Annotated in this window: 22 protein-coding genes; 13 read left to right on the top strand and 9 right to left on the bottom strand. The window is 73.2% G+C overall.

Going from position 1 to position 25,669, the window contains the following annotated elements; genetic code table 11:
- Positions 1-74: 74 nt before the first annotated feature.
- From ACZ63J_RS17280 to def, 6 genes are all read left to right on the top strand, one after another.
- Positions 75-1,325 carry a four-carbon acid sugar kinase family protein gene (locus tag ACZ63J_RS17280; RefSeq protein ID WP_465404864.1) on the top strand — a complete coding sequence of 417 codons (1,251 nt, stop codon included), beginning with the start codon at positions 75-77 and terminating at the stop codon, positions 1,323-1,325.
- Positions 1,322-2,350 carry a 4-hydroxythreonine-4-phosphate dehydrogenase PdxA gene (gene pdxA, locus ACZ63J_RS17275; protein ID WP_465404866.1) on the top strand — a complete coding sequence of 343 codons (1,029 nt, stop codon included), beginning with the start codon at positions 1,322-1,324 and terminating at the stop codon, positions 2,348-2,350. Before ACZ63J_RS17280 ends, pdxA begins: the two co-directional genes overlap by 4 nt.
- A complete protein-coding gene (locus ACZ63J_RS17270) occupies positions 2,347-3,624 on the top strand; it encodes an MFS transporter (RefSeq protein WP_465404868.1) in 1,278 nt (425 codons plus the stop codon). The genes pdxA and ACZ63J_RS17270 overlap by 4 nt, the downstream gene beginning before the upstream one ends.
- Positions 3,596-4,396 (top strand): DeoR/GlpR family DNA-binding transcription regulator, encoded by an 801-nt coding sequence (locus ACZ63J_RS17265; protein WP_465404870.1) that lies wholly within the window; start codon positions 3,596-3,598, stop codon positions 4,394-4,396. The genes ACZ63J_RS17270 and ACZ63J_RS17265 overlap by 29 nt, the downstream gene beginning before the upstream one ends.
- The gene (locus ACZ63J_RS17260) at positions 4,374-9,038 is read left to right on the top strand and encodes a DEAD/DEAH box helicase (protein ID WP_465404872.1); all 4,665 of its coding nucleotides are present in this window, start codon (positions 4,374-4,376) and stop codon (positions 9,036-9,038) included. Before ACZ63J_RS17265 ends, ACZ63J_RS17260 begins: the two co-directional genes overlap by 23 nt.
- Before the next feature lie 428 nt (positions 9,039-9,466).
- Positions 9,467-9,967 (top strand): peptide deformylase, encoded by a 501-nt coding sequence (gene def, locus ACZ63J_RS17255; RefSeq protein ID WP_465307895.1) that lies wholly within the window; start codon positions 9,467-9,469, stop codon positions 9,965-9,967.
- A gap of 6 nt (positions 9,968-9,973) precedes the next feature.
- On the opposite strand, the gene ACZ63J_RS17250 is transcribed toward def, so the two are convergent.
- From ACZ63J_RS17250 to ACZ63J_RS17230, 5 genes are all read right to left on the bottom strand, one after another.
- Positions 9,974-11,035, bottom strand: coding sequence for a GNAT family N-acetyltransferase (locus tag ACZ63J_RS17250; RefSeq protein WP_465405036.1), 1,062 nt, complete (start codon positions 11,033-11,035; stop codon positions 9,974-9,976).
- Positions 11,036-11,109: 74 nt separating this feature from the next.
- Positions 11,110-11,946 carry an alpha/beta fold hydrolase gene (locus ACZ63J_RS17245; protein ID WP_465404874.1) on the bottom strand — a complete coding sequence of 279 codons (837 nt, stop codon included), beginning with the start codon at positions 11,944-11,946 and terminating at the stop codon, positions 11,110-11,112.
- A gap of 14 nt (positions 11,947-11,960) precedes the next feature.
- Positions 11,961-12,692 carry a VOC family protein gene (locus tag ACZ63J_RS17240; protein WP_465404876.1) on the bottom strand — a complete coding sequence of 244 codons (732 nt, stop codon included), beginning with the start codon at positions 12,690-12,692 and terminating at the stop codon, positions 11,961-11,963.
- A 59-nt stretch (positions 12,693-12,751) separates the two neighbouring features.
- Positions 12,752-13,519 carry a maleylpyruvate isomerase family mycothiol-dependent enzyme gene (locus ACZ63J_RS17235; protein ID WP_465404878.1) on the bottom strand — a complete coding sequence of 256 codons (768 nt, stop codon included), beginning with the start codon at positions 13,517-13,519 and terminating at the stop codon, positions 12,752-12,754.
- Positions 13,509-13,922 carry an SAV_6107 family HEPN domain-containing protein gene (locus tag ACZ63J_RS17230; RefSeq protein ID WP_465404880.1) on the bottom strand — a complete coding sequence of 138 codons (414 nt, stop codon included), beginning with the start codon at positions 13,920-13,922 and terminating at the stop codon, positions 13,509-13,511. Before ACZ63J_RS17230 ends, ACZ63J_RS17235 begins: the two co-directional genes overlap by 11 nt.
- A gap of 1,072 nt (positions 13,923-14,994) precedes the next feature.
- Between ACZ63J_RS17230 and ACZ63J_RS17225 the strand changes: the two genes are divergently transcribed.
- A complete protein-coding gene (locus tag ACZ63J_RS17225; protein WP_465404882.1) occupies positions 14,995-15,507 on the top strand; it encodes a YbaK/EbsC family protein in 513 nt (170 codons plus the stop codon).
- Positions 15,504-16,076, top strand: a complete 573-nt coding sequence (locus tag ACZ63J_RS17220) for a GNAT family N-acetyltransferase (protein ID WP_465404884.1) — start codon at positions 15,504-15,506, stop codon at positions 16,074-16,076. The genes ACZ63J_RS17225 and ACZ63J_RS17220 overlap by 4 nt, the downstream gene beginning before the upstream one ends.
- A gap of 28 nt (positions 16,077-16,104) precedes the next feature.
- On the opposite strand, the gene ACZ63J_RS17215 is transcribed toward ACZ63J_RS17220, so the two are convergent.
- The 3 genes from ACZ63J_RS17215 to ACZ63J_RS17205 all read right to left on the bottom strand — a co-directional run bounded on the left by ACZ63J_RS17215 (position 16,105) and on the right by ACZ63J_RS17205 (position 19,812).
- Entirely contained in the window at positions 16,105-16,980 is an 876-nt protein-coding gene (locus ACZ63J_RS17215; RefSeq protein WP_465404886.1) for a DMT family transporter, read from the bottom strand.
- A 216-nt stretch (positions 16,981-17,196) separates the two neighbouring features.
- On the bottom strand, positions 17,197-18,885 hold the full coding sequence (locus ACZ63J_RS17210) for a DUF885 domain-containing protein (protein ID WP_465404888.1): 1,689 nt from the start codon (positions 18,883-18,885) through the stop codon (positions 17,197-17,199).
- Positions 18,886-18,927: 42 nt separating this feature from the next.
- Positions 18,928-19,812: a methylenetetrahydrofolate reductase gene (locus tag ACZ63J_RS17205; RefSeq protein WP_465307909.1), complete on the bottom strand. Its 885-nt coding sequence runs from the start codon at positions 19,810-19,812 to the stop codon at positions 18,928-18,930.
- A 70-nt stretch (positions 19,813-19,882) separates the two neighbouring features.
- Here ACZ63J_RS17205 and merB point away from each other — a divergent pair, with 70 nt between their 5' ends.
- From merB to ACZ63J_RS17180, 5 genes are all read left to right on the top strand, one after another.
- Positions 19,883-20,572 (top strand): organomercurial lyase, encoded by a 690-nt coding sequence (gene merB, locus ACZ63J_RS17200; protein WP_465404890.1) that lies wholly within the window; start codon positions 19,883-19,885, stop codon positions 20,570-20,572.
- A 61-nt stretch (positions 20,573-20,633) separates the two neighbouring features.
- Positions 20,634-21,725 carry a polyprenyl synthetase family protein gene (locus ACZ63J_RS17195; protein WP_465404894.1) on the top strand — a complete coding sequence of 364 codons (1,092 nt, stop codon included), beginning with the start codon at positions 20,634-20,636 and terminating at the stop codon, positions 21,723-21,725.
- 1 nt (position 21,726) lies between these two features.
- Positions 21,727-23,199, top strand: coding sequence for a phytoene desaturase family protein (gene crtI / locus ACZ63J_RS17190; RefSeq protein WP_465404896.1), 1,473 nt, complete (start codon positions 21,727-21,729; stop codon positions 23,197-23,199).
- Positions 23,196-24,122 carry a phytoene/squalene synthase family protein gene (locus ACZ63J_RS17185; protein WP_465404898.1) on the top strand — a complete coding sequence of 309 codons (927 nt, stop codon included), beginning with the start codon at positions 23,196-23,198 and terminating at the stop codon, positions 24,120-24,122. Before crtI ends, ACZ63J_RS17185 begins: the two co-directional genes overlap by 4 nt.
- Positions 24,119-24,898, top strand: a complete 780-nt coding sequence (locus tag ACZ63J_RS17180; RefSeq protein ID WP_465404900.1) for an LLM class F420-dependent oxidoreductase — start codon at positions 24,119-24,121, stop codon at positions 24,896-24,898. The genes ACZ63J_RS17185 and ACZ63J_RS17180 overlap by 4 nt, the downstream gene beginning before the upstream one ends.
- Before the next feature lie 51 nt (positions 24,899-24,949).
- Here the strand turns inward: ACZ63J_RS17180 and ACZ63J_RS17175 are convergent, their stop codons facing one another.
- Positions 24,950-25,591: an MmpS family transport accessory protein gene (locus tag ACZ63J_RS17175; protein ID WP_465404902.1), complete on the bottom strand. Its 642-nt coding sequence runs from the start codon at positions 25,589-25,591 to the stop codon at positions 24,950-24,952.
- Positions 25,592-25,669 lie beyond the last annotated feature (78 nt).

Below are 25,669 nucleotides of genomic sequence, written 5' to 3'. Positions count from 1 at the left end.
ACGTGATCTCGGTGCACGATAGTTGCGCAGTTCGATCATCCGAGTTGCACAGATCGCGCAGAAGGGAGGGTTCGGTGCCGAAGCTGCTCGTCCTCGGGGACGACCTGACCGGCAGCAACGCGACCGGAGCGCTGTATGCGCGGTTCGGGCTGCGCGCGGTTTCCGTCAACGCGCCGCTCGAACCGGACGCGCCCTGCTTCCGCGCGGAGAGCGGGATCGACGCCCTCGTGGTGAACCTGGGTACCCGCCACGCCTCGCCACCACACGCCGCGCAGGCGGTGCGGACCGCGATCGAAGTGGCCGGGCCGGTGGAGCTGACGGTGAAGCGCGTGGACACGACACTGCGTGGCAACGTCGGCGTGGAGACCGAAGCCGTCCTGGCCTCGGCGCCGGACGCCCGCGCCCTTGTCGTGCCCGCGTTCCCGGACGCCGGGCGGGTCACCCTCGGCGGGCTGCACCTGGTCGACGGCGTGCCGCTGGCCGAAAGCCCCGCGTCACGCGACCCGCTGGCCCCGGTGAAGACGTCGCGGATCCGCGCGCTCCTGCAGCCCACCGACCGGGAGATCGCCGAACTACCACTGGACGTCGTCGAAGAGGGGGTGGACGCGGTCGAGGCGGCCTTGCGTCGCCCGGCCGCGATCGTCGTCTGCGACGCCACCACGAACCGGCACCTGACCACCGTGGCCCGCGCCGCCGCCCGGCTGGCCGCCGAGGGCACCCGGTGGATCTCGGTGGACTCGGGCCCGTTCGGCGTCCGGCTGGCCGCGGCGCTCGGCCTCGCGCCCGGCCACGGCACCGTCCCGCCGGTGCTCGCCGTGGTCGGCAGCATCACCGGGCAAACGCACGACCAGCTGCTGGAAACCGAGCTGGTGCTGGACGCGCGGTACGTCGACGTCGATCCGGAGAAGCTCGATCCGCCGTCGATCGCCGCGGCCGCGGGCGAACTCCTCGCCGCCGGGCACCGTGTGGTGGGTATCCGGACCCGGGCGCCCGCCCCGGGCACGCCGGTGGATCCGGAGGTGGCCGCGAAGATCCCCCCGGCGCTGGGGGAAGCCGCCCGGCTGGTCCTCGGCGCGCACCGGATCGGCGGCCTCTACGCCACCGGCGGCGACATCGCCGTCGAGATCACGAAGGCGCTCGGAGCCGACGGCTTCGAGATCGACACCGAAGTGCTGCCGCTCGCGGTCGCCGGGCGGCTCTCCGGCGGCCCGCACACCGGGCTGCCCTTCGCCACCAAGGGCGGGTTGATCGGCGGGCGCGACGCCGCCGTCGCCTGTCTGGAACACCTGAACCACGTGCTGGCCACCGGAAGGAAGAACCCGTGAGCGACCTCCCCATCCTCGCCGTCACCCTCGGCGACCCCGTCGGCATCGGCCCGGAGATCACCCTCAAGACCCTCGCCGAGCCCGAGTCCCTGCAGCTGGCGCACGGGGTCGCGGTCGGTGACGCGATCGTGCTGGAACGCCTGGTCCGCCACCTCGGCCTGAACCTGGAGATCAACCCGATCGCCACGGTCGCCGACGCGCGCTTCACCCCGGGGGTGATCGACATCCTCAACCTCGGTGTCGTCCGGGAGGACCTGCCGTGGGGCGAGGTGAACGCGACCGCGGGCGCCGCCGCCGTGGGCGCGATCGAAGTGGCCACCCGGCTCGCGCTGGCCGGCGAGGTCGACGCGGTCGTCACCGCGCCGATCAACAAGGAGGCGATCTGGGCGGCCGGCTCACAGCACCTCGGGCACACCGAGATGCTCGGCGAGCTCACCGGGTCGACCCGGTTCAACACGATGTTCTGGGTGTCCGGCCTGAAGATCTTCTTCGCCACCCGGCACCTTTCGCTGCGCCAGGCGATCGACCAGATCACCCGGGAGAACATCGAGCACGCGATCCGGGAGGCCTACACGGCGCTCGAAGTGTTCGGCACCGAGAAACCGAGACTCGCCGTGGCGGCGCTGAACCCGCACGGCGGGGAGAACGGCAAGTTCGGCGACGAGGAGATCATCGCGATCGCCCCCGCGGTGGCCGCCGCGCGGGTCGCCGGGCTCGACGTCGTCGGCCCGATCCCCGCCGATTCCGTGTTCCACCAAGGGATCCAGGGCCGGTTCGACGGTGTGCTGTCGCTGTACCACGACCAGGGGCACATCGCGTCGAAGACGTACGACTTCGACGGCACGGTCTCGGTGACGGTCGGCCTGCCGATCCTGCGCACGTCGGTCGACCACGGCACGGCGTTCGACATCGCCGGCACCGGCCGGGCCTCGCACGGCACGATGGTCGCGGCGTTCAAGGCCGCGGCGACACTGGCGCCGTACGCGCGGAAGCTGCCCGCCATCTACCCACCGGGCGTCCGGTGATCCCCCGCAAGCGCTGGGCGTACGTGATCCCGGTCGCGGTGGTCATGTACATGCTGGCCTACCTCGACCGCACGAACGTCGCGGTGATCCTGCCCTACATCGGCGACGACTTCCCGTTGTCCGCCAGCGCGAAGGGGCTGGCGAGCGGCATCTTCTTCCTCGGCTACCTCGTGCTGCAGATCCCGGCGGCCGTGCTGGCGGTGAAGTGGAGCGCCCGCAAGACGGTGCTGGTGCTGATGGTCGCGTGGGCGGTCGCGGCGGTGCTGTGCGGCCTGGTGCAGAACGAGACCCAGCTGCACCTCGCGCGGCTGCTGCTGGGGTTGTTCGAAGGCGGCGTCTGGCCCGCGGTGCTGATTCTCCTGGCGTCGTGGTTCCCGCAGGCGGAACGCGCGCGGGCGAACGCGTTGTGGATGACGTGCCTGCCGATCTCGGCGATCGTCATGTCGCCGTTGTCGGGCCTGATGCTCGACCACATGTCGTGGCGCTGGGTGTTCGTGATCCAAGGGCTGCCGCCGTTGCTGTGGGCCGTCGTCTGGTGGTTCGCGGTGGCCGACCGGCCGTCGAAGGCGCGGTGGATCTCGTCCGAGGAACGCGACTACCTCGAAACCACGCTGAAGGCCGAAGAAGACGCGAAGCCGGCGTTCGCGAAGCTCGGCTACCGGCAGGCGCTCGCGAACCGGCAGGTGCTGCTGCTGATCGGCGTCTACTTCTTCTGGATCACCGGCTTCTACGGGTTCTCGTTGTGGCTGCCGTCGGTGGTGAAGACGATGACCGGCGGCTCGGCCACCGCCGTCGGGTTCCTGTCGGCCGTGCCGTACGTCCTGGCGCTGGCCGGGATGGTCGCGTGCGCGCACTGGTCGGACAAGACCGGCAACCGGCGGCTCGCGGTCACCGTGCCGCTGCTCGTCGCGATCGCCGGGCTGCTGCTCGGCAACCTCGTCCACTGGCCGGCGGCGGTGCAGCTGGTGCTGCTCTGCGTGGTCGCGACCGGCGTCTACATGCCGTACGGGCCGTTCTGGGCCATCCCCAGCCGGATCCTCGGCATCGAGGTCGTCGCCGTGGCGATGGGCCTGATCAACGCGCTGGGCAACCTCGGCGGCTTCGCCGGGCCCTACCTGGTCGGCTGGCTCACCGACGTCACCGGCAGCGCGACCACCGGGTTCGTCGTCCTGGCCGCATTCCTCGCCGTGGCCGCGGCGCTGGCGTTCTTCGGGCTCAAGCCCGCTCCCGTGGAAGACTTGGCGCATGTCCCAGCCGCGACCAGGAACCCGTGACCGGCGCGCGATGCTGCTCGAAGCCGTCCGCGACGGCTCGGGTGGCATCACGGAGCTGGCCGAAGAGTTCGGCGTCTCGGAGTCGACGATCCGGCGCGACCTCGCCTCGCTCGCCGGGGCCGGGCACGTCGTGCGCACGTACGGCGGCGCGCTCGACACCGAACGCAGTCCTCGCGAGAAGGACCACGAGCACGCGGCGGCGAAGGACGCCATCGCCCGGGAAGCCGCCGCGCTGGTGCGCGACGGCGAGGTCGTGCTGCTCGACGCAGGCACGACCACCGGGCGGCTCGCCCGTCACCTCGCCCACCGCGAGGGGCTGACCGTGGTCACGAACGGCGTCAACGCCATCCGCGAGCTGGCCGGCTTCGCGGGGATCGACCTGATCGTCCTCGGCGGCCGGCTGCGGCACCCCAACGAAGCGATCCTGGGCGAGAGCGTGCTGGCGCAGCTGCGGCACATCTCACCCGACCGGGTGTTCCTGGGCGCGGACGGCCTGGTGGCCGAGCGTGGCCTGTGCTGCCCCTCACTCGAGCAGTCGGTGGTCAAGCACGCGATGCTCCACGCGGGTGGCGAGGCGTACGTGCTGGCCGACCACTCCAAGCTGGGCCAGGCACCTTTTTCGTACTGGGCGCCGCTCGACCGCGAGTACCGGTTGATCACCGACGAGCCGAAGGTCGACGTCACTTATCCGCAGTTCGCCGAGAGCGTGATCCTGGCAAGCTCGCCGGAAACTGTCGGTGGTGCCGCGCATGATGGACGACGTGGCAGGTGACGTGCTCGACCTCTTCTCCCCCGCGACCCGGGACTGGTTCGCGGGGGCCTTCGCGGCGCCCACCGCGGCGCAGGAAGGCGCCTGGCGGGCGGCGCACGCGGGCGAGCACGCCCTCGTCGTCGCGCCGACCGGGTCCGGCAAGACGCTGTCGGCGTTCCTCTGGGCGCTGGACCGCCTGTCGGTGGAGCCGCCGCCGGCGGAGGCCACCAAACGCTGCCGGATCCTCTACGTCTCGCCGCTGAAGGCCCTCGCCGTCGACGTCCAGCGGAACCTGCGCGCGCCGCTCGCCGGCATCTCGCAGGCCTCGCGGCGGCTCGGCCTCCCGGTGCCGGAGATCGAGGTCGGCATGCGCACCGGCGACACCACCGCGGCCGAGCGCAGGTCGTTCGGCAAGACCCCGCCGGACGTGCTGGTGACGACGCCGGAGTCGCTCTTCCTGATCCTCACGTCGTCGGCGCGGGAGTCGCTGCGCGGCGTCGAGACCGTGATCGTCGACGAGGTGCACGCGGTGGCCGGCGGCAAGCGCGGCGCGCACCTCGCGCTTTCGCTGGAGCGGCTGGATTCGCTGCTACCGAAGCCGGCCCAGCGGATCGGCCTGTCGGCGACGGTCCGCCCGGTCGACGAGGTGAGCGCGTTCCTGGCCGGCGGCCGTCCGGTGCGGGTCGTCCAGCCGAAGCTGGCGAAGACCATCGAGGTGCGGGTCGAGGTCCCGGTCGAGGACATGAGCAACCTCGACGCGCCCCGCGGCGGGCCGGCGCCGAGCCCGCTCGACGAGCTGGAGTCGCTGACCACCGTGTTCCCGCCGGGCGAGATCGCGCCCGGCGGCCTGGGCACGCTGGAGGAGATCGAGGGCAACCCGGTGCAGCGGCCGTCGATCTGGCCCGCGGTGGAGGAACGGGTGCTGGCCCTCATCCGGGCCCACCGCTCGACCATCGTGTTCGCCAACTCGCGGCGGCTCACCGAGCGGATGACCGCGAGGCTCAACGAGCTCGCCGCCGAGCAGACCGAGCTCACGCCGAGCGACACGTTCCCGGCCGAAGCCGTCGGGCAGTCCGGGGTGAGCACCGGCGCGGCGCCGGTGATCGCGCGGGCGCACCACGGCTCGATGTCGCGGGAGCAGCGCACCCACGTCGAGGAGGACCTCAAGTCCGGGCGGCTGCCGTGCGTGGTGGCGACGTCGTCGCTGGAGCTGGGCATCGACATGGGCGCGGTCGACCTGGTGGTGCAGATCGAGGCGCCGCCGACGGTGGCGTCCGGGCTGCAGCGTGTCGGCCGGGCCGGGCACCAGGTCGGCGCGGTGTCCTCCGGGGTGATGTTCCCCAAGTTCCGCGGTGACCTCGTCTCCTGCGCGGTGGTCGCCGAGCGGATGGCGAGCGGCGCGATCGAGGCGGTCCGCTACCCGCGCAACCCCCTGGACGTGCTGGCCCAGCACGTCGTCGCGATGGTGGCGCTCGAACCGTGGGCCGTGCCGGACCTGGCCTCGCTGGTGCGGCGGGCGGCGCCGTTCGCCTCCCTGCCGGACGACGCGCTGCACGCGGTGCTCGACATGCTCGCGGGCCGCTACCCGAGCGAGGAGTTCGGCGAGCTGCGGGCGCGGATCACCTGGGACCGGATCAGCGGCGAGCTGCGCGGGCGGCCGGGTTCCCAGCGGCTGGCCGTCACCTCCGGCGGCACCATCCCGGACCGCGGGCTGTTCACCGTGATGACCCCGGGCGGGGACGACAAGCCCGGTTCGCGCGTCGGCGAGTTCGACGAGGAGATGGTGTACGAGTCGCGGGTCGGCGACACCATCCTGCTGGGCACGTCGTCGTGGCGGATCACCGACATCACGCACGACCGGGTCATCGTGGTGCCCGCGCCGGGCGAGCCGGCGCGGATGCCGTTCTGGAAGGGCGACGCGCCGGGCCGTCCGCTGGAACTCGGCCGGGCGCTGGGGAAGTTCGTCCGCGAACTGTCCACATCGGACGACGTCAAGGCGCGGGAGCGGGCCACCGCGGCGGGTCTGGACGAGCGGGCGTGTGACAACCTGCTCGCCTACCTGGCGGAGCAGAAGTCCGCGACCCGCCACGTGCCGAACGACCGGACGATCCTGCTGGAACGCTACCGCGACGAGCTGGGCGACTGGCGGATCGTCGTGCACTCGCCGTTCGGCGCGCAGGTGAATGCGCCGTGGGCGCTGGCGATCGCCGCGCGGCTGCGGGAAAACCGCGGGGTCGACGCGCAGATCGCCCACTCCGACGACGGCATCGTGCTGCGGCTCCCGGACGCGCTGGACGCCGAGGGCGCCGACGTCACCATCAGCGCCGACGACATCCTGCTCGATCCCGAAGAGGTCGAGCAGCTGATCGTCGCCGAGGTCGGCGGCTCGGCCGTGTTCGCGGCGCGGTTCCGGGAGTGTGCGGCGCGGTCGCTGCTGCTGCCGCGCCGGGACCCGCGGCGCCGCACTCCCCTGTGGCAGCAACGGCAACGCGCGTCGCAGCTGCTGTCGGTCGCGGCGAAGTACGAGCGGTTCCCGGTCGTCCTGGAGGCGATGCGCGAAGTCCTGCAGGACGTCTACGACGTGGGCGGGCTGCGTGAGCTGATGGCCGACGTCCGGGCGCGCAAGGTCCGGCTGGTGGAGGTCGAGACGCCGGCCGCCTCGCCGTTCGCGCGCAGCCTGCTCTTCGGTTACGTCGGGATGTTCCTGTACGAGACGGACGCGCCGCTGGCCGAGCGGCGGGCGGCGGCGCTGTCGCTGGACTCGGCGTTGCTGGCCGAGCTCCTGGGCACCGAGGCGATCCGGGAGCTGCTGGATCCCGAAGCGGTCACCGAGGTGGAGCGGTCGCTGCAACGGCTCGATCCCGACCGCCACGCGCGCTCGGCCGAAGACGCCGCCGACCTGTTGCGGTTCCTCGGCGACCTGACCGTCGAAGAGGCGGCCGAGCGCGGAATCCAGGCCGAGTGGCTCACCGAGCTGGAAGCGGCGCGGCGGGCGATCCGGGTGCGGATCGGCGGCACGGAACGGTTCCTGGCGATCGAGGACTCCGGCAAGGTGCGGGACGCGCTGGGCACCGCGCTGCCGGTGGGCGTGCCCGAGGCGTTCACCGAACCGGTCGCGGACCCGCTCGGCGACCTGCTGTCGCGTTACGCCCGGAGCCGGGGCCCGTTCGCGGCCGCGACGGTGGCCGAGCGGTTCGGGCTCGGCATGGCGGTCGTCACCGGTGTCCTCGACCGGATGACCGGGGAGGGGCGTCTCGTCCGAGGCGAGCTGAGCCCGGTCGGACATCCGGACACCCATGGTGTCGGCATCGAATACTGCGATTCGGCGGTGTTGCGGCGGCTGCGGCGGGCGTCGCTGGCGAAGCTGCGGGCCGAGGTGGAGCCGGTCGAACCGGCGGCGCTGGGCCGGTTCCTGCCGTCGTGGCACGGGTTCGGCGGCCGCGTCCGGGCGGCGCCGACGGCGGACGACGTGCTGTCGGTGGTCGAGCAGCTCGCCGGGGCGCCGTTGCCGGCGAGCGCGGTGGAGTCGCTGATCCTGCCCGGCCGGCTGCCGGGCTACTCCCCCGCGTTGCTGGACGAGCTGACGACGGCGGGCGAGGTCACGTGGGCGGGCTGCGGCGCGCTGTCCGGCGGGGACGGCTGGATCGCCCTCGCCCCTACCGACGTCGCCGACCTGCTGCTGCCCGAGGTGGTCGAGGACATCCCGACCGGCCCGCTGCACGACGCGATCGTGTCCACTTTGGAGGGTGGAGCACTGTTCTTCCGCCAGCTGGTGGACCGCGCGACCGTGCTGGTGGAGAAGGCGCCGAGTGACGCTGAAGTCGTGGCCGCGCTGTGGGACCTGGTGTGGGCCGGGCTGGTCACGGGCGACACACTGGGGCCGTTGCGGGCCCAGGTCGCCGGGCACGGAGCCCACAAACCGCGGCGGCAAGCACCCCGCGGCCGGTACGCACGGCTGCGGGCGGGGCGGCCGCAGATGCCTTCGCGGTCCGGGCCGCCGACGGTCGCCGGCCGCTGGGCGCTGACCCCGGTCCGCGAAACCGACGCGACCCGGCGAGCCCACGCGCGGACCGAGGCGTTCCTGGAGCGCCACGGCGTCCTGACCCGGGGCGCGCTGGACACCGAACGGGTCACCGGCGGGTTCTCCGGGATCTACAAGGTGCTCCGCGGCATGGAAGACACCGGCCAGGTGATCCGCGGTTACGTGGTGGAGGGCCTGGGCGCGGCCCAGTTCGCGGCCAAGGGAGCGGTCGACCGCCTCCGCGCCCTCTCCGGCCCCGGCCGCCCAGCGCCCGGACGAGCAGTGGTGCTGGCAGCAGCCGACCCGGCCCAGCCCTACGGCGCGGCACTCCCCTGGCCGGCCGCAACAGGCGACACAAAGCACCGCCCGGCCCGTAAGGCCGGAGCTTTGGCGGTACTGGTGGACGGAGTCCCGGCGCTGTACGTAGAGCGAGGAGGACGATCACTGCTGAGCTTCACGGAGGAACGCCAACCCTTGTCGGACGCGGCCCAGGCCCTGTCGGCAGCGGTCCGCGAAGGCTGGCTGGGCCAGCTGTCAGTCCAACGCGCGGACGGCGAGCAGGCGCTGACTTCGGAGCTGGCGGAGGTACTGAGGGAGGCAGGATTCCGAGCAACCCCCTCCGGCCTACGATTACGAGCCTGAGCGACGGCCCCCGACTCCGGCCGAGCGGCAGCTCGGGTTGGCGGCTGGCCCGGCCTCGCCGCAGGTCCGGCTTCGCGGCTGGCCTGGCGAGCGCGAGGAACCCAGCCTCGCGGCCATCTCGGCACCACGGCCGGCTTGGCGCGGCGACCGGTTCAGCTTCGCGGCCGACTTCAGCTGCGCGCGGCCAACTCAGCTTCGCGGCACGCATGACCTCGCTGGCCAGGCTTCGCGGCTGGCCGGCCTCGCGCGGCCAAATCGGCCTCACCGCAGGCCTGGCCTCGTGGCCAACTCAGCTTCGCAACCAACCTCGCTTCGCCCGCCGCGGACCGCAAGCCCGGCCCCGTGGCCGCCGGTTTCCGATTGCCCGGCGGGCCGGTTCCGGGCTGGCCTAAGCTGCCAGTCCGACTCGCACGAAGGATGTTCTGCTCATGGCCATGCGCGAACTGCGCTATTTCGGGGACCCGATCCTCAAGTCCGTCTGTGATCCGGTCACCGTCTTCGACAAGAAGCTCGAGGCTCTCGTGCGGGACCTGGTCGACTCCGTCAAGCCGGACGGGCGGGCCGGGCTGGCCGCGCCGCAGATCGGGGTCGGGCTGCGGATCTTCAGCTATGACGTCGCCGGGCTGAGCGGGTACGTCGTCAACCCCGAGGTCGTCGAGCTGTCCGAAGAGACGCACGAGATCAACGAGGGCTGCCTGTCCGTTCCGGAGCTGTGGTTCCCCACCAAGCGGGCAGTGCACGCCAAGGTCCGGGGGGTCGACATCCACAACCAGCCCATCGAGGTCGAGGGCGAAGACGTGCTGGCGCAGTGCCTGCAGCACGAAACCGACCACCTCGACGGCGTCCTCTACCTCGACCGGCTCACCGCCGAGCGCAAGAAGACCGCCCTGCGCGAAGCGCGCGACAAGGACTGGTTCTGGAAGCGCTGACCCGGCTCAAGCGGGCAGGAACAGCCTGAGCTTCGCCTCGTCCTCGGGGCCGCGTTCCGTGCGCAGGCCCGCGCGGGCCGCGGTGCGGGGCAGGACGTCGTCGCCCGGGAGGCAGTCGGCCTTCAGCTCGGTGATGCCCTGGGCCTCGGCGAGCACCGCCAGCCGGGACAGCAGCGCCGTGCCGATGCCCTGACGCTGCCAGTCGTCCTCCACCAGCAGGGAGATCTCGGCCTCGCCGGTGGCCGCCGGGATGAGCTGGGCCAGGCCGATCACCTCGCGGCCGAACACGGCGAGCACGCTCGTGCCGCGCGGCGGCACCAGCAGCCGGTGCAGCCAGCGGCGCGGGACCGTCCGCACTCCCGTGTGGTAGCGCCGGAAGAGCGTGGCCATCGAGCAACGGCGGTGCAGCTCGGACACCGCGTCGGCGTCGCCGGGCAGTCCCTTGCGCAGGACGATCGCGGCGCCGTCGGGGCGGTCGAGGACCACCGGGCCGGCGACGTTCCGGACCGTCGCGGCGAGCAGCGTCACCAGCGCTTCGGCGCGGGTCAGCTCCAGCTGCACGAACGGCGCCCACTGGCGGCGCGCCACCAGCGCCTGGCCCGCGCCCACCTCGAACACCGCCCGGTGCCCGCTCTCGGTGCGGGCCGGGTTGGCCTCCGCGGCGGGAACCAGCGTGACGACGTCGGCGGCCAGCACCTCCTTCAGCACCTCGGTGAGCCGGGCCGGGTCGTCGATCGCGCGGCGGGCCGCCAGCAGCGTCGACGACGACGGGTCGACCAGCTCGTGGACGTCGGCGTCGATGATCGCGGTGCACTCACAGCCCTCGGCGCGGAGGGCCTCGACCAGGCGGCGCCGGGGCAGGCCGATCGCGGGGCGCAGCACGATCTCGTCGAGCACACCTCCGGGCACCGGCAGCACGGACAGGCCGAGGATGTTGCACTCGAGGTCGGCGAGCCGGATCGCGAGGCGGGCCAGCGTGCCCGGGTGGTCGTGCATCCGGACCCGCACCCGCCAGGCGGACCGGGTGGCGGGCTCCTCGACGACGGCCGTCCGGCCCGGCTGGGGCAACGCTCGAGAGGTCTCCATGTCACCACGGTCCCGCGGGGTTGTTGCCGCGCCAGGACGCCGGTGTTTCGCGCAGGTCAGCGTTCGGCGCGCCCCGGCAACCCGGGCGAAACACGCGTCAGCCAGGACCGCAGCTCGGTCGCCAGCGCGACCGGGGCGTCCAGCTGGACGAGGTGGCCGGCGCCGGCGAGCGGGGTGAACGTCGCGCCGGGGATGCCGGCGGCGAGCCGTTCGCCGGTCTCGGCCGGGATCCACGTGTCCTCGACGCCCCAGAGCACGCGCACCGGGAGGTCCATCCCGCCGAGCCGCTCCTCGTTTTCGACCAGGTAGCGCTCGTCGTAAGCGGCGATCTGGCGGTAGAAGGCCGGCTGGCCCTCGTCGCCCAGCCACGGGGCGGTGAGCTCCGCGAGGTCGGCTTCCCGCAGCTCGCGGAAGCTCGCGTTGCCGATGTAGGCCCGGACCAGTGCCTCGTGGATGTACGGCGGCACCTGCGCGAGCACGTCCGGGTGTTCCTTGACCAGCCGGAAGAACGGCGAGCCCGACGGCGGGATCGCCACGACGTCGGCCATCAGCAGCGACGCGTACGGCACCCCGTGGACCAGGTGGGCGCGCAGCGACACGGCGCCGCCGTAGTCGTGGGCGACGACGTGCGGCCGGTCGAGACCCCAGTGCGTGAGCAGCGCCTGGAACGCCTCGGCCTGGACGCCGAAGTCGACCGCGTGACCGGAGTCCTTGGACGACCGTCCGTAGCCGGGCATGTCCCAGAGGTAGACGGTGAAGTCGTCGCTCAGCGCTTCGGCGAAGGGGCGCCACAGCCACGACGACCACGGCGTGCCGTGGCAGAACACCACCGCGGGCCCGGCTCCGGCGCGGTCCCAGGCGATCCGGCGCCCGTGCCACTCGAAGGTCTCCATGATCCCAAGCTAGGTCAGCGTGGGGTCAGCACGCAGAACTCGTTGTCCTCCGGATCGGCCAGCATCCGCCACGGCAGCGAGGGACCGCCCAGGTCCGCGGGCGCCGCGCCGAGCGCGACGATCTCCGCCACCGCCGCCGCGTGGTCCGCGCCGGCCGGCGGCGCGATGTCCAGGTGGATCCGGTTCTTCACGCTCTTGACGTCGGTGGTGCGGAGGAACTCCAGCCACGGCCCGCGGCCCGACGGCGCGCGCAGGCCGACCAGGACGTCACCCTCCCGGTCCTGGATCGGCCAGCCGGTGAGCCGCGCCCAGAACGCGGCCTGCGGCTCCGGGTGGTGGGTGTCGACCAGGATCGCCGCCACCGCGCCCGAATCCGCGTACTTCTCGCGCGGCTCGAGGACGCAGAACTCGTTGCCTTCGGGGTCCGCCAGCACCACCCACGGCACGTCACCCTGCCCGACGTCGACGTGGCGCCCGCCCAGCTCCAGGGCGCGCCGCACCAGCTCGGCCTGGTGCGCGGCGGTCCTGCTCGCCAGGTCGAGGTGGGTCCGGTTCTTCACCTCCTTGGGCTCGGGCACCGGGAGGAAGACGAGGTCCAGGTCCCAGCCGTCGGTCGCCGGAGCCCGGACGTCGACCTCGCCATCGGGCTCCACGGCGACGCGCCAGCCGAGCAGCGCGGCCCAGAAGCCCGCCAGGGCCTCCGGCCGCGCCGCGTCGATCACCAGGTTCACCAGGCGCGTGCTCATGCGGCGCAGGCTAGCCGCCACCTCCGACAGTTCCGGTTCGGCTTCCCCACCGGCCGGGTTCATCGGGTTGCGAGCCGCAGCAGCGCCCAGAGCTGGGCCGCCTGGTCGTGCACTCCTCGCACGGTCACAGAGGTCAGGGACGCCCGGCCCCAGAGCCACAGGTAGAGCCGCCCGGGTTCGGCCGTGACGACGTCGTCCGCGGCCTCGGCCTCCTCGGCCGAACAGCGCCAGGCCTCCGTCACTTCCGGGCCCGCTCGCGCGATCCAGCTGTGGGCGCCGGTCCGGACGCCGACCGAGCCCGCCTTGGTGCCGGTGAGCCCGAGCATCGGCAGTTTCTGGCCGAACCACAGGGTGAGCGCTTCGTCGATGCCGTCGACCGCGAGGTCTTCGTCGATGCCGCGCTCCGGCGTGCCCGCCGCTTGCTCGACGTCGACGCGGTGGACCAGCGTCTCGTGGAGCATCCGGCGCCGCCAGAACCCGAACGTCGGGTCGGCGGGCCACCACGTGTCGGCGGGCTCTTCGGGGTCGTGGGCGGCGAGCTCGTCGAGCAGCTCGGTGAGGCCCGTCTCGAGGTATTCGGCCAGGCCCTGGCCGGGTTCGGGGTCGCGCTGCCACTCTTCCGGGACGCGGCCCTCGACGAGCCGGCGGCGGACCATCCGGTAAAGGCTGCCGACGTGCCGGGGGATCTCGCCGAGCGTCCAGCCGGGGCAGGCCGGCACCGGCGCCTCGGCCGGGGCCGCGTCGACGGCTTCGACCAGCACCCGGCCTTCGATCCCCAACGCGGTGAGCAGCCGCCCCTGGTCGACCGGGCCGTGCTCACGCGACATGGGCTTCCCCGGTGATCGGCAGGCCGTGCACGAGCCGGCGCACGAGCTCGAGGAACGGCGTGGCGGCACGCACCAGCTGCGCGGCCGACTCGGCGGTGACCTTCCCGGTGATCCCGGCCTGCGCGGCGGCGCGCGCGGCCGAGTTGCCCGCGAAGAAGGCGGACCATTCCCGCAGCTCGGGCGCAACGGAGTCGAGCAGCACCCAGGTGCTGGCCGGCCGCGCCCGCCCCCGGTGCGGCCGCCCCCGCGCGGCCAGCACGGCGGCGGCGCCGCGCAGGGCGGCGAGGTACGCGCCGATGAACTGTTCGGCGGGGTCGGTTTCCCGCTCGGCCTCGGCCAGGATCCGACGCGCTTGACCGAGCAGACCGGCGGCCACGGGCGGGGCGGGAGGGCGGAGGGACATGGGGAGCTGGGACTGCGTGGGATCGGCGGGCGGCTGCGCGGGGTGCTCGCGGACCGCTGCCGGGCGCGGCGGCAGAGGCAGCTGCGACTGGGCGGGGTCCGCGGTCGGGGCTGCGAGGTGCTCGCGGACTGCGGCCGGGCGCGGCGGCGCAGGCAGCTGCGACTGGGCAGGGCCCGCGGTCGGGGCTGCCGAGCGCGACGGCACGGGAAGCGGCGGCTGGTCCACCACCGGGGCAGTCGCCGCGACCGCCGGGCGCGGCGAAAGAGGCAACTGGGCCTGCGCCGAGTCCACCGCCGCCGACGGCTGCTGATGGGGCTCGCCGGTGGCCGCCGAGACCGCGGCCGAACGCGACGGCACAGGCAGCAGCGGCTGGGCCACAGCCGGAGTCGTCGGCTGCCGGCGGGGCTCATCGGCAGCCGAGGGCTGCCGTGCGGGGTCCGAGGTCGGATCCGCGGGGTGCTCGCGGACCGCTGCCGGGCGCGGCGGTTGAGGCAGCTGAAGCTGGGCGGGGTCCGAGGTCGGGGCTGTCGAGCGCGGTGACAAAGGCAACTGCGGCTGATCAGCCTCCACCGCCGAAGCCGCCGGGCGTCGGCGGCCTGGCTGCACCGCCGTCGAACACGACCGCGCGGGCAGCGCAGGCAACGGCGGCCGCGGCGAGTCCACCACCGGGGCCGACAAGCGCCGCCGGGTCTGGGGTGGGGTCGCCAGCGCCGGGGCTGACAGGGGCAGCTGCGCCTGAGCAGGCTCCGTCGAGTGGCGGCGGGTGACCGCCGGCACCGTGGCCGGGTGCGGGGACAGGGGCAGCTGAGGCTGCCCGGGATCCGTGGGGGACACGACCTTGACGGACATGACGACCCTCCTCCTGCGCGGGGTGAGCCCGATCCGGGCCCGCCGCCGAGACGCTTCCCCCGTCCCGGCGGCGGACGCCTGACCGGTGCGCGCTCACCGAATGTCGAACGCCTGTTCGAACGATTTCCAGAGTAACCCCCGACCCGGCGTCCGCTCAACCCCACGGGTGGAATCCCCGGACGTGGTGCGGGACACCAGGTCGGTGGCGTGATCTCATAGGCTCATGAGTTCGCTGGACCACCCCGCCGTCGCCAAGGTGGCGGCCGCGCTCGCCGAAGCCGGGCAGCAGGCCGCCGCCGAGGGCATCCGGGTCCTGCCCGCCGAGGTGCGGACCGCTGCGCAGGCGGCCGAAGCGCTCGGCGTGCCGGTCGGGGCCATCGCCAACAGCCTCATCTTCCGCCTGGGGTCCGACAAAAAAGCGCTCCTCGCGCTGACCTCGGGCGCGCACCGGGCGGATCCGGCCACGCTCGCCCGGCTGGCCGGGGCCGAAACCGGCAAGGCCGACGCCGACTTCGTGCGCGCGGTCACCGGGCAGCCGATCGGCGGGGTCGCCCCGGTCGGGCACCCGGCACCCTTGCCCACGCTCGTCGACACCGCGCTGCGCGCCCACGACGTCGTGTGGGCCGCGGCCGGGCACCCCAAGACCGTCTTCCCCACCACCTTCGCCGGGCTGGTGGCCTTGACCGGGGGCACCCCGGGCGCGCTCTCCGGCGCGGAGGAAGATGGGCACCCGTGACCGCGATGCCCGCCGGCTGCTCCCGCTACGTCCAGCTCTCCGCGGACGAGTTCCGCGCGCGCCTGCCCGAGGCGCTCGCCATCTACGTCCGGGCGATGCGGTACCCCGCGGGCACCGCCGAGCAGCGTGCGCCGATGTGGCTCACCCACGCGCTGCGTGAGGGCTGGCGCTGCATGGCCGCCCTCGACGCCGACGACGTCCTGCTCGGGGTCGCCTACGGCTACCGCGGCCGCGCCGGGCAGTGGTGGCACGAGCAGGTGCGGCACGGGCTCAGCCGCCGCTCCGGGCCCGAAGAGGCCGAGCGCTGGCTGGCGGACTACTTCGAGCTGACCGAGATCCACGTCCGGCCCGAGAACCAGGGCCACCAGATCGGCGAGGACCTGCTGCGCGCCCTCCTCGACGGCGTGCCGAGCGCGAACGTGCTGCTTTCGACGCCGGAAGGCACCAGCCGGGCGTGGAAGCTCTACCGCCGCACGGGCTTCGTCGACGTCCTGCGCGACTACCACTTCGCCGGCGACCCACGGCCGTTCGCGATCCTCGGGCGGGCGCTGCCCCTCGAGCCACGCTGAGAGCGGCGCCGAGGGGCAGCGCCGGGGTTCACCGCGGTTCGGGCCGCCAGTAGCCGACGGCCAGCGCCGCGACCAGCACGGCCGCGCCGCACCACGCCGTGACGCCCAGCCGTTCCCCGAACAGCGCCGCGGAGAGCACCGCCGCCGTCAGCGGTTCGAGGACCGCCGACAGCGCGCCCAGCACCGGGTGCGCGTCCGCCAGGCCGCGCAGGTACGCGGCGTAGGCGAGCGCGGTCGGGACGGCGCCGAGGTAGCAGGCCACCACGAGGACATCCGCGTGCAGCGGCAGCGCCATGCCGGACCAGCTCGCGAGCGGGGTCAGCAGCACACCGCCGACGAGGCAGCCGAACGCCGTCGTGGGCAACGGTTCCAGGCCTTCGACCGGCTTCGCGGTGAGCATCGTCAACACCGCGAACCCGGCCGCCGCGAGGAGGGCGAACACAAGACCGCCGACGAGGTGGGCGGGTTCGTCGGGCGACCAGCGCAGCAGCACCAGCCCGGCAAGGGTGCCGGCCACCGAGACCAGCGTCCAGCCGCGGGGTTTCCGGGCGCCGGCGAGGGTGACGATGACCGGCGCGGCGCCGATCGTCGTCATCGTCGCGAGGCTGACCGAACTGAGCTCGACGGCGGCGAAGTAGCTCGCCTGGAACAAGGCGAACAGGCCACCCACGGCGAGCAGCCGGATGACCGCTTCCCGGCTGCGCGGCACGGCGCCGCCGTTGAGGAGGACGAACAGCGTCCCGACCGCGCCGCCGACGAGCAGCCGGTAGGCGGCGACGGCGAGTGGGTGGAGGTCGGCGAGCCGGCCGAGCAGCGAGCCGGCGAGGCCGCCGGTGCCCCACAGGACACCGGCGAGGACGAGCGCGGCCGACGAACGGGCGCGCACGGGTAGGGCGAGAGACATCGGAAGAACGCTCCTGCGTCGAAGGAAAACGGAAGTCGACGACGTGGGGCGGCGGGCACACCGAAAAAGCCGCGGGCACTCAGGCCACGCGGCGGAGGACCACCCCGCTCAGGCGCGGGGCGGTGGGGTGACGAACAGGATTCGGCGCACGAGGGCGAACGTAGTGGCGACAGCGAAACGCGGCCACCGGTTTTCCGGTGGCCGCGTCCGCCCGTCTCAGTCCAGGTGGGCCAGCTGCTCTCGCAGCGTGTCGAGCCCCATACCGCCCATCTTCAGCGCCTCCGTGTGGAACCGCTTGATGTCGAACGCGCCGCTGGCCCGGCCCTGGGCCTCCGCGCGCGCCGCCAGCCAGAGGCGTTCGCCGATCTTGTACGCCGGGGCCTGGCCCGGCCAGCCGAGGTAGCGGTCGATCTCGTCGCGGACGTGGGCCGGGTCCGTGATCGTCCTCGTCAGCATGAACTCCAGGCCCAGCTCGGGCGTCCACCGCGAACCCTCGTGGAAGCCGGTGCCCGACGGGATCTCCAGCTCCAGGTGCATCCCCAGGTCGACGACCACGCGCGCGGCGCGGAAGAGCTGCTCCGACAGCATGCCCAGCAGGTCGCCGTCGTCGGAGAGGTAGCCCAGCTCCTCCATCAGGCGCTCCGAGTACAGCGCCCAGCCCTCCGCGTGGCCCGAGGTGAACGCCATCAGGCGCTGGTACTTGTTCAGCACCTCCGACTGGTCGACCGCCGTCGCGATCTGGAGGTGGTGGCCCGGGGCGCCCTCGTGGTAGACCGTGCTCGTTTCGCGCCAGGTGACGAACTCCTCGCGCCCGGCCGGCAGGGACCACCACATGCGGCCCGGACGGGTGAAGTCCTCACTCGGCCCGGTGTAGTACGCGCCGACGCCGCCACCCGGCGGGGCGATCAGGCACTCCAGCGCCATCACCCGGTCGGAGATCTCGAAGTGCTTGCCGCGCAACGACTTCAGCGCGTCGTCGGAGAGGCGCTGCATCCAGGCCTCGAACTCGGCGCGGCCCTGGATGCGGTACCGCGGGTCGGCGTCGAGGTGGGCCGCGGCCTCCGCCGGGGTCGCGCCCGGCTTGACGCGGTTGGCGACCGCGCGCATTTCGGTCTCGATGCGGGCGAACTCCGCCCAGCCCCATTCGTAGGCTTCCCGCAGGTCCAGCGCGGCACCGACGAAGTACCGCGACCACAGGCGGTAGACGTCCTCGCCGACGGCGTCCTTGACCGGGGCCTTCGGGGCCAGCTCCGCGCGGAGGAACCCGGCGAACTCCGCGAACGCCTCCTCGGCGGCCCGCGCGCCCTGGGCGAGATCGGCCTTCAGCGCTTCACCCTGCGAAGCCGCTCCGCCGATGAGCTCGCTGAAGTAGCCCTTCTCCTCCTGCAGGCCCGCCCACGTCTCGCACTGCTCCGCCACCTTCGCGACCTGACGCAGCGCCGCGACGCGCCCCGCGTCGGCTCCCGCCAGCAGGCCGGTGCGGACGCCCGCCAGCGCCTGCGGCACCTCGCCGATCCGGGCGGCGACGACCGACCAGTCCTGCTCGGTGTCGAGCGGCATCAGGTCGAACGCCATCCGCAGCTCCTGCACCGGGCTGGAGATGACGTTCAGGCTCGCCACGTCGAGGCCGGCTTCGTGGATCTCCAGCTCCAGGCCGACCCGCTCGGTGAAGACGGCTTTCGCGGCCCGCTCGGCGGCGTCCCGCGGCTGCGCGGCGGTCACGGCGGAGAGCGCCCGCGAGGCCAGTGTCGCGCGCTCGCCGAACCCGTCCGCCGAGTAGTCGGTCAGCCGGTGGTCGTGCCCGATGATGCCGTGGGACGTCGCCGCGACCGGGTCCGCGGCCGCGTAGTCCTCGACGTAGCGGTCGCAGATGCCGTTTACGCCCTCGGTAGCAGTAGAAGCCATGTGGCGCACGCTACCGGTCCACTACCGGCCGGTGGTACGGACTTAAGTGCGGGCCGGGACCAGTCCGAGGCGGGCGATCACCTCGCGCGTGGCCTTGGATCGGTTGAACGTGTAGAAGTGCAGGTTCGGCACGCCCTCGGCGATCAGCTTCTCGCACAGCTCGGTGATCACGTCGATGCCCGCGGCGCGGAACGCCTTGGGGTCGTCGGCGAGCGGCTCGAGCCGGTCGAGCAGCTTCGCCGGGGCCGGCGCGCCGGACAGCTTGATCGTCGTCTGCAGGGTCCGCAGGGTGGTCAGCGGCATGACGCCGGGCAGCACCGGGACGTCGCAGCCGGTCGCGGCGACGCGGTCGCGCAGCCGGAGGAAGTCCTCGGCGTCGTGGAACAGCTGCGCGATGGCGAAGTCCGCGCCCGCGCGCAGCTTGCGGACCAGGTACTTCGTGTCCGTTTCGAGGTCGGCCGAGCGGGGGTGGCCGTAGGTGGACGCCGAGACGCCGACGCAGAAGTCGCCCAGCTCGCGGACGAGCTGGACCAGCTCTTCGGCGTAGTTGAGGCCTTCGGGGTGCGGGATCCACTCGCCATAGACGTCGCCCGGCGGGTCGCCGCGCAGCGCGAGGATGTTGCGGACGCCGACCGAGGCGTACCAGCCGATCACGTTGCGCAGCTCGGCGACGGAGTGGTTGACCGCGGTCAGGTGCGCCATCGGCACCAGCGTGGTCTCGGTCGCGACGCGGGCGATGCTGCGGATCGTGCCGTCGCGGCTGGAGCCGCCGGCGCCGTAGGTGATCGACATGTAGGCCGGGTCGTACGGTTCGAGCTCGCGGATCGCCTTCCACAGGACGGCTTCGTCCGCCGTGTCCCGGGGCGGGAAGAACTCGATGGAGAACTTCGGCCCGTCGCCGCGCAACCGCTCGATCACCGATGTCATACCCGAATGTTAAGGGGCCGTGCCCGGCGGGCGGGAGACTAGACTGTGCTCTCACCCTGGGGAGAGCGCGATGAGAGACGACGACGCCAGCTGGGACGAGGACGTGCGCCTCGCCGTTTACCACGCTTTCGCCGATCGGGGCCGCGCGCCGACCGCGCCGGAGCTGGCCGACGCCGCGGGCGGGTCGCTGGCCGTCGCGAAGCAGGCGTTGCACCGCCTCGCCGACGCCCACCACCTGGTGCTCGACGACTGTGAGCACGTCGTGCTGGCGCATCCCTTCGCCGCGAAGTCGCTGGGCTTCTCCGTGATGGGTTCGCGCACGCTGTGGTGGGGCGGCTGCGCGTGGGACTCCTTCGCGATCCCGCACCTGGTCGAGGCCGAACCGGAGGTGCTCGTCGCGACCCGGTGCCCCGGCTGCGAGGAGCCGCACGCGCTGGTCGTGAACCGGGCCGCGCCGCCGGCAGGCGCGCAGGTGGCGCACTTCCTGGTGCCCGCCGCGCGGATGTGGGACGACGTGCTGCACACCTGCGGGCACCAGCGGCTGTTCTGCGGCGAGTCCTGTGTGGACGAGTGGCTGGCGCGGACCGGGCAGGACAAGGGGTACGTGATGGACCTCGGCACGCTCTGGCGGCTCGCGCGCGGCTGGTACGCGGGCCGGCTCGAGCGCGGCTACCGGCGTCGCGAGCCCGATGGCGCGGTGGAGTACTTCGCCGAGGCGGGCTTGAGCGGGCCGTTCTGGGCGGCTCCGGCCAGAGTCTGATTCGCCACATCCGGGAGCCCCGGCGGCCCGGCCGGGCGCGGGTTCGGCGAGTATTACGGGCATGGACACGCCCGTTTCCGACGCCGAGCTGCCCGCCCACGTCGAGCGCGCGCTGGCCGGGTTCCTCGGCCGGGCGAGCGCGCGGATCGTCGGGACCGAGCCGACCGTGGCCGCCGGGATCGACGCGCTGAGCGGGTTCGTGCTGACCGGCGGCAAGCGGCTGCGCCCGACGTTCGCCTGGTGGGGCTGGCGCGGCGCGGGCGGCGACCCGGCGGGCCCGGACGCCGAAGGGGTGCTGCAGGCGGTGTCCAGCCTGGAGCTGATCCAGGCGTGCGCGCTGATCCACGACGACCTCATCGACTCCTCCGACTCCCGCCGCGGGTTCCCGACCGTGCACATCGCGGGCGCGAAGCTGCACGCCGACCAGGGCTGGCTCGGCTCCCCCGCGACGTTCGGCCTGGCCACCGCGGTGCTGGTCGGCGACCTGGCGCTGGCCTGGGCCGACGACATGTTCGCCGACGCGCCGCTGCCCGCCGAGACGCTCGCCGCGGCCCGCCCGGCCTGGCGCGCGATGCGCACCGAAGTGCTCGCCGGGCAGTACCTCGACGTCCGGACGCAGGCCACCGGCGACGCCTCCCCCGAGGCCGCGCTGAAGATCGACCGGCTCAAGACGGCCGCCTACACCGTGCAGCGGCCGCTGCACCTGGGCGCCGCGCTCGGCGGGGCGTCTCCCGAGCTCATCGAGACGCTGCTGGAGTTCGGCGGCGAGGTCGGTGTCGCGTTCCAGCTGCGTGACGACCTGCTGGGCGTCTTCGGCGACCCGTCGGTCACCGGCAAGCCGGCCGGGGACGACCTGCGCGAGGGCAAGCGCACCCTGCTCGTCGCGCTCGGCCTGCAGCTCGCCGCCGAGAAGGGCGAAGAGGCCGCGGCCACCGTGATCGCGGACGCGATCGGCGACGCCGACCTCTCCGACGAAGAGGTCGAAACCGTCCGGATGGCGCTGCAGCAGGTCGGCGCGGTCGACGCCGTCGAGCGGCGGATCGACGAGCTGACCACCGCGGCGATGGCCGCGCTCGAGCGCGCGCACCTGGCCGAGCCCGCGCCGGAGGCGCTGACCGGGCTGGTCGTCAAGGCCACCCAGCGGACGTACTGACGTGCGGCGGACGGACGGGCCCACCGACCACGTGGTCGTGATCGGGGCCGGGCTGGCCGGCCTTTCGGCGACTCTGCACCTGCTCGGCACGGGCCGGCGCGTCACGCTGCTGGAACAGTCGGACGTCCCCGGCGGCCGGGCCGGGCAGGAGAGCTTCGACGGCAACGCCGTGGACACCGGCGCGAGTGTGCTCACCATGCCGGAGCTGCTGGAGGAGGCGTTCGCCGCGGTCGGCGAGCCGCTGGCCAAGAACCTGCGCCTGACCAGGCTCGACCCGGCGTACCGGGCCCGCTTCGCCGACGGCAGCACCCTGGCGCTGCACACCGACGGCGACGCGATGGAGGCCGAGATCCGCGCCTTCGCCGGCGCGCGGGAAGCCGCCGGCTACCGGGCGCTGCGGCGCTGGCTGACCGAGCTGTACACCGTGCAGAAGGACCGGTTCCTGGGCACGAACTTCGACTCGCCGCTCGACCTGGCCCGGCCCGAGCTGGCGAAGCTCGCCGCACTCGGCGGGTTCGGCCGGCTCGGCCCGCGTGTCGGCCGGTACCTGCTCGACGAGCGCGTCCGGCGGCTCTTCTCGTTCCAGTCGCTCTACGCGGGTCTCGACCCGGCCCGCGCGATCGGCGCGTACGGCGTCATCGCGTACATGGACACCGTCGGCGGCGTCTACTACCCCGAAGGCGGGATGGGCGAGATCGGCCGGGCGCTGACCGCCGCCGCCGCGCGGGCGGGCGCGGACGTGCGGTTCGGCACCGAGGCCGCGTGGCTCGAGCGGGTCGACTCGCGGGTACGCGCGGTCCGGACGCGCTCGGGTGAGCGGATCGCCTGCGACGCCGTCGTCCTCGCCACCGAGCTGAGCTCGGCGTACCGGCTGATCGGCGCGCGGCCCCGGCGGCCGGTGCCGCTGCGGTACTCGCCGTCGGCCGTGGTCCTGCACGGCCGGACGACGCGGGCGTGGGACCTCGGGCACCACACGATCTTCTTCGGCGACGCGTGGGAGCGGACGTTCGCCGAGATCATCCGCGAGGGGAAGCTGATGAGCGACCCGTCGCTGCTGGTCACGCGGCCGACGGCGACCGACCCCGGCCTGGCCGGGCGCGGCGGTGAGATCGTCTCGGTGCTCGCGCCGGCGCCGAACCTGCGTCGCGGGCCGATCGACTGGGAGCGCGTACGCGAGCCGTACCGCGAAGAGCTGCTTCGGACTCTCGAAGCGCGAGGGCTGACCGGGTTCGGCGACGACTTCAGCGTCAACGAGACGATCACCCCGGCGGACTGGGCGGCCCGCGGCCTCGCGGCCGGGACGCCGTTTTCCCTGGCGCACACGTTTGCCCAGACCGGCCCGTTCCGGCCGGCGAACCTGGTGCGCGCGGCGGGCAACGTCGTGCTCGCCGGCTGCGGCACCACCCCCGGCGTCGGCATCCCGCCGGTGCTCATCTCCGGACGACTGGCAGCGGAAAGGATCACCGGCCGGTGAACGAACTCGACGCCGCGGGCATCACCGGGCCCGCGCTGCGGGCCGCCTACACCGAGTGCCGCCGCATCAACGCCCACCACGGGCGCACGTTCTTCCTGGCCACCCGGCTGCTGCCGGCGCGGGCCCGGCCGGCCGCCCACACGCTCTACGGGTTCGCGCGGATGGCCGACGAGCTGGTCGACAACCCGTCCCCGGGCAGCGACCCGGCGGCCGAGCTGGACCGCGTCGCGGCGATGGTGGACGTCGTGTTCGAGGGCGGCACCCCGGCCGACCCGGTGCTCGTGGCGCTGGCCGACACGGTGCGTCGCTACGGCATTGCCCGTGGCCTGTTCGACGCGTTCCTCACGTCGATGCGGATGGACCTCAAGCCGCTCGAGTACACGACGTTCGCCGAGCTCGGTGAGTATATGTACGGCTCGGCCGCGGTGATCGGGCTGCAGATGCTGCCGGTGTTCGGCACGGTCGGCGCCCTGGCCGACGCCGAGCCGGGCGCGATCGCGCTGGGCGAGGCGTTCCAGCTGACGAACTTCCTGCGTGACGTCGGCGAGGACCTCGACCGCGGCCGGCTGTACCTGCCGTTGACGGAGCTCGCGGCGTTCGGCGTCACGCGTGAGCTGCTGGAGCAGCGGCGGCCCGACCCGCGGATCCGGGCGGCGCTGGCGTACTTCGTCGCGCGGACGCGGGCGGTGTACCGGCGGGCCGAAGCGGGTGTTCCGTTGCTGCGCCCGGAGTCGCGGCCGTGCGTGCGGACGGCGTTGACGCTGTACGAAGGCATTCTCGACGAGATCGTCGGGCTTGACTACGACATCCTCACGCGGCGCGCGGTGGTGCCGAAGTCCCGCAGGCTGGTGGTCGCACTACCCCCCTTGGCCGTGGTCTGGGCGCGCGAGACCTTCGGGGGCGGTCGTAGGCTCGGATCATGACCGAACGACGCATCCGGATCGGCCTGCAGCTCCAGCCGCAGCACGCCGACTACGACGCCATCCGGCGCACCGCTTCCGCCGCCGAGGACCTCGGGGCGGACATCGTCTTCAACTGGGACCACTTCTACCCGCTGTACGGCGACGCCGACGGAAAGCACTTCGAGTGCTGGACGATGCTCGGCGCGTGGGCGGAGTCGACGTCCCGGGTGGAGATCGGCGCCCTGGTGACCTGCAACAGCTACCGCAACCCCGAGCTGCTGGCCGACATGGCCCGCACGGTCGACCACATCTCCGGCGGCCGGCTCATCCTCGGCATCGGCTCCGGCTGGTTCGAGAAGGACTACGACGAGTACGGCTACGAGTTCGGCACGGCCGGCGGCCGCCTCGACGACCTGGCGGAGTCCCTGCCGCGCATCGAGGCCCGCCTCGGCAAGCTGAACCCGGCGCCGACCCGCAAGATCCCGGTCCTGATCGGCGGCGGCGGCGAGAAGAAGACGCTCAAGCTCGTCGCGAAGCACGGCGACATCTGGCACGGCTTCGGCGACCCGGAGGTCGTCGAGCGCAAGGTGAAGATCCTCGACCAGCACTGCGCGGACGTCGGCCGCGACCCGGCCGAGATCGAGCGCTCGTGCGGTGTCCAGGGCGAGCCGGACGAGCTGGGCCCGAAGCTGCTGGACCTGGGTGTCACGACGTTCACCGTGGGTGTCGGCGGGCCGGACCACGACCTGAGCAAGCTCGAGGCGTGGGTCGCCTGGCGCGACAAGAACAACGGCTGAGGTTGGTCTTGCCGAGGCCGTCCCGGGGTTCCGGGGCGGCCTCGACGCCGTTCAGCCGCAGCTGACGACGGCGTACTGGCCGGAGCTGCTGTTCTCCGCGACGACGCTGCCGTCACCCCGGGTGATCCGGCAGGTGATCGTGCCGCCGCCCGCGTTCTGGGCGTTCATGTTGATGCCCAGCGTGTCTCCGTCGGGGTCGATGGTCTTCGACCACTTCTTCCCCCGGACGCTCGTCTCCTGGGAGATGTTGAAGCCCGGCTTCAGGTAGGTGACCATCGAGATCCCGGAGCCGGTCGTGGTGACGCTGTAGGTGATCTGGTTCGCTTTGCGCCGGGCCTCCTCCTCGGCCTTCTGCTGGGCCTCCGCCGCGGCCGACGAACTGGCCGCGGCCTTCGAAGATTCCACCGCGGCTTCCGAGGACGCTTTGGCCGCCTCCGAATAACGGCTTTGCTCGGCCTCCCAGCTCGCTTTCGCGGCGGAGCTTTCGGCGGCCGCGGCCACCGGATCCGTCGTGCGGACGGGCGCGGTCGTGGTTTCCGCCGAGGTCGCGCCGGCGGTCAAGGCCGGCTTCGGCGAGGTGGCGACCGAGATCGACCCGACGAGGACCACCGCGGCCACCGCGGCGGTGATCCAGGGCCACTTGGGGTGCTTCTTCCGGCCGGCTGCCGGTGGCTGGGTGACGGGGACGGACATGCGTGCTCGATTCGTGGTCTGCCGACGCGTTCCCCACTCCGGTCGCCCGCCTCCGGCCCGTTGTTACGCTCCGCAACC

Source organism: Amycolatopsis sp. NPDC104863 (assembly GCF_055582965.1).
This window is presented reverse-complemented; position numbering and strand designations above follow the sequence as displayed.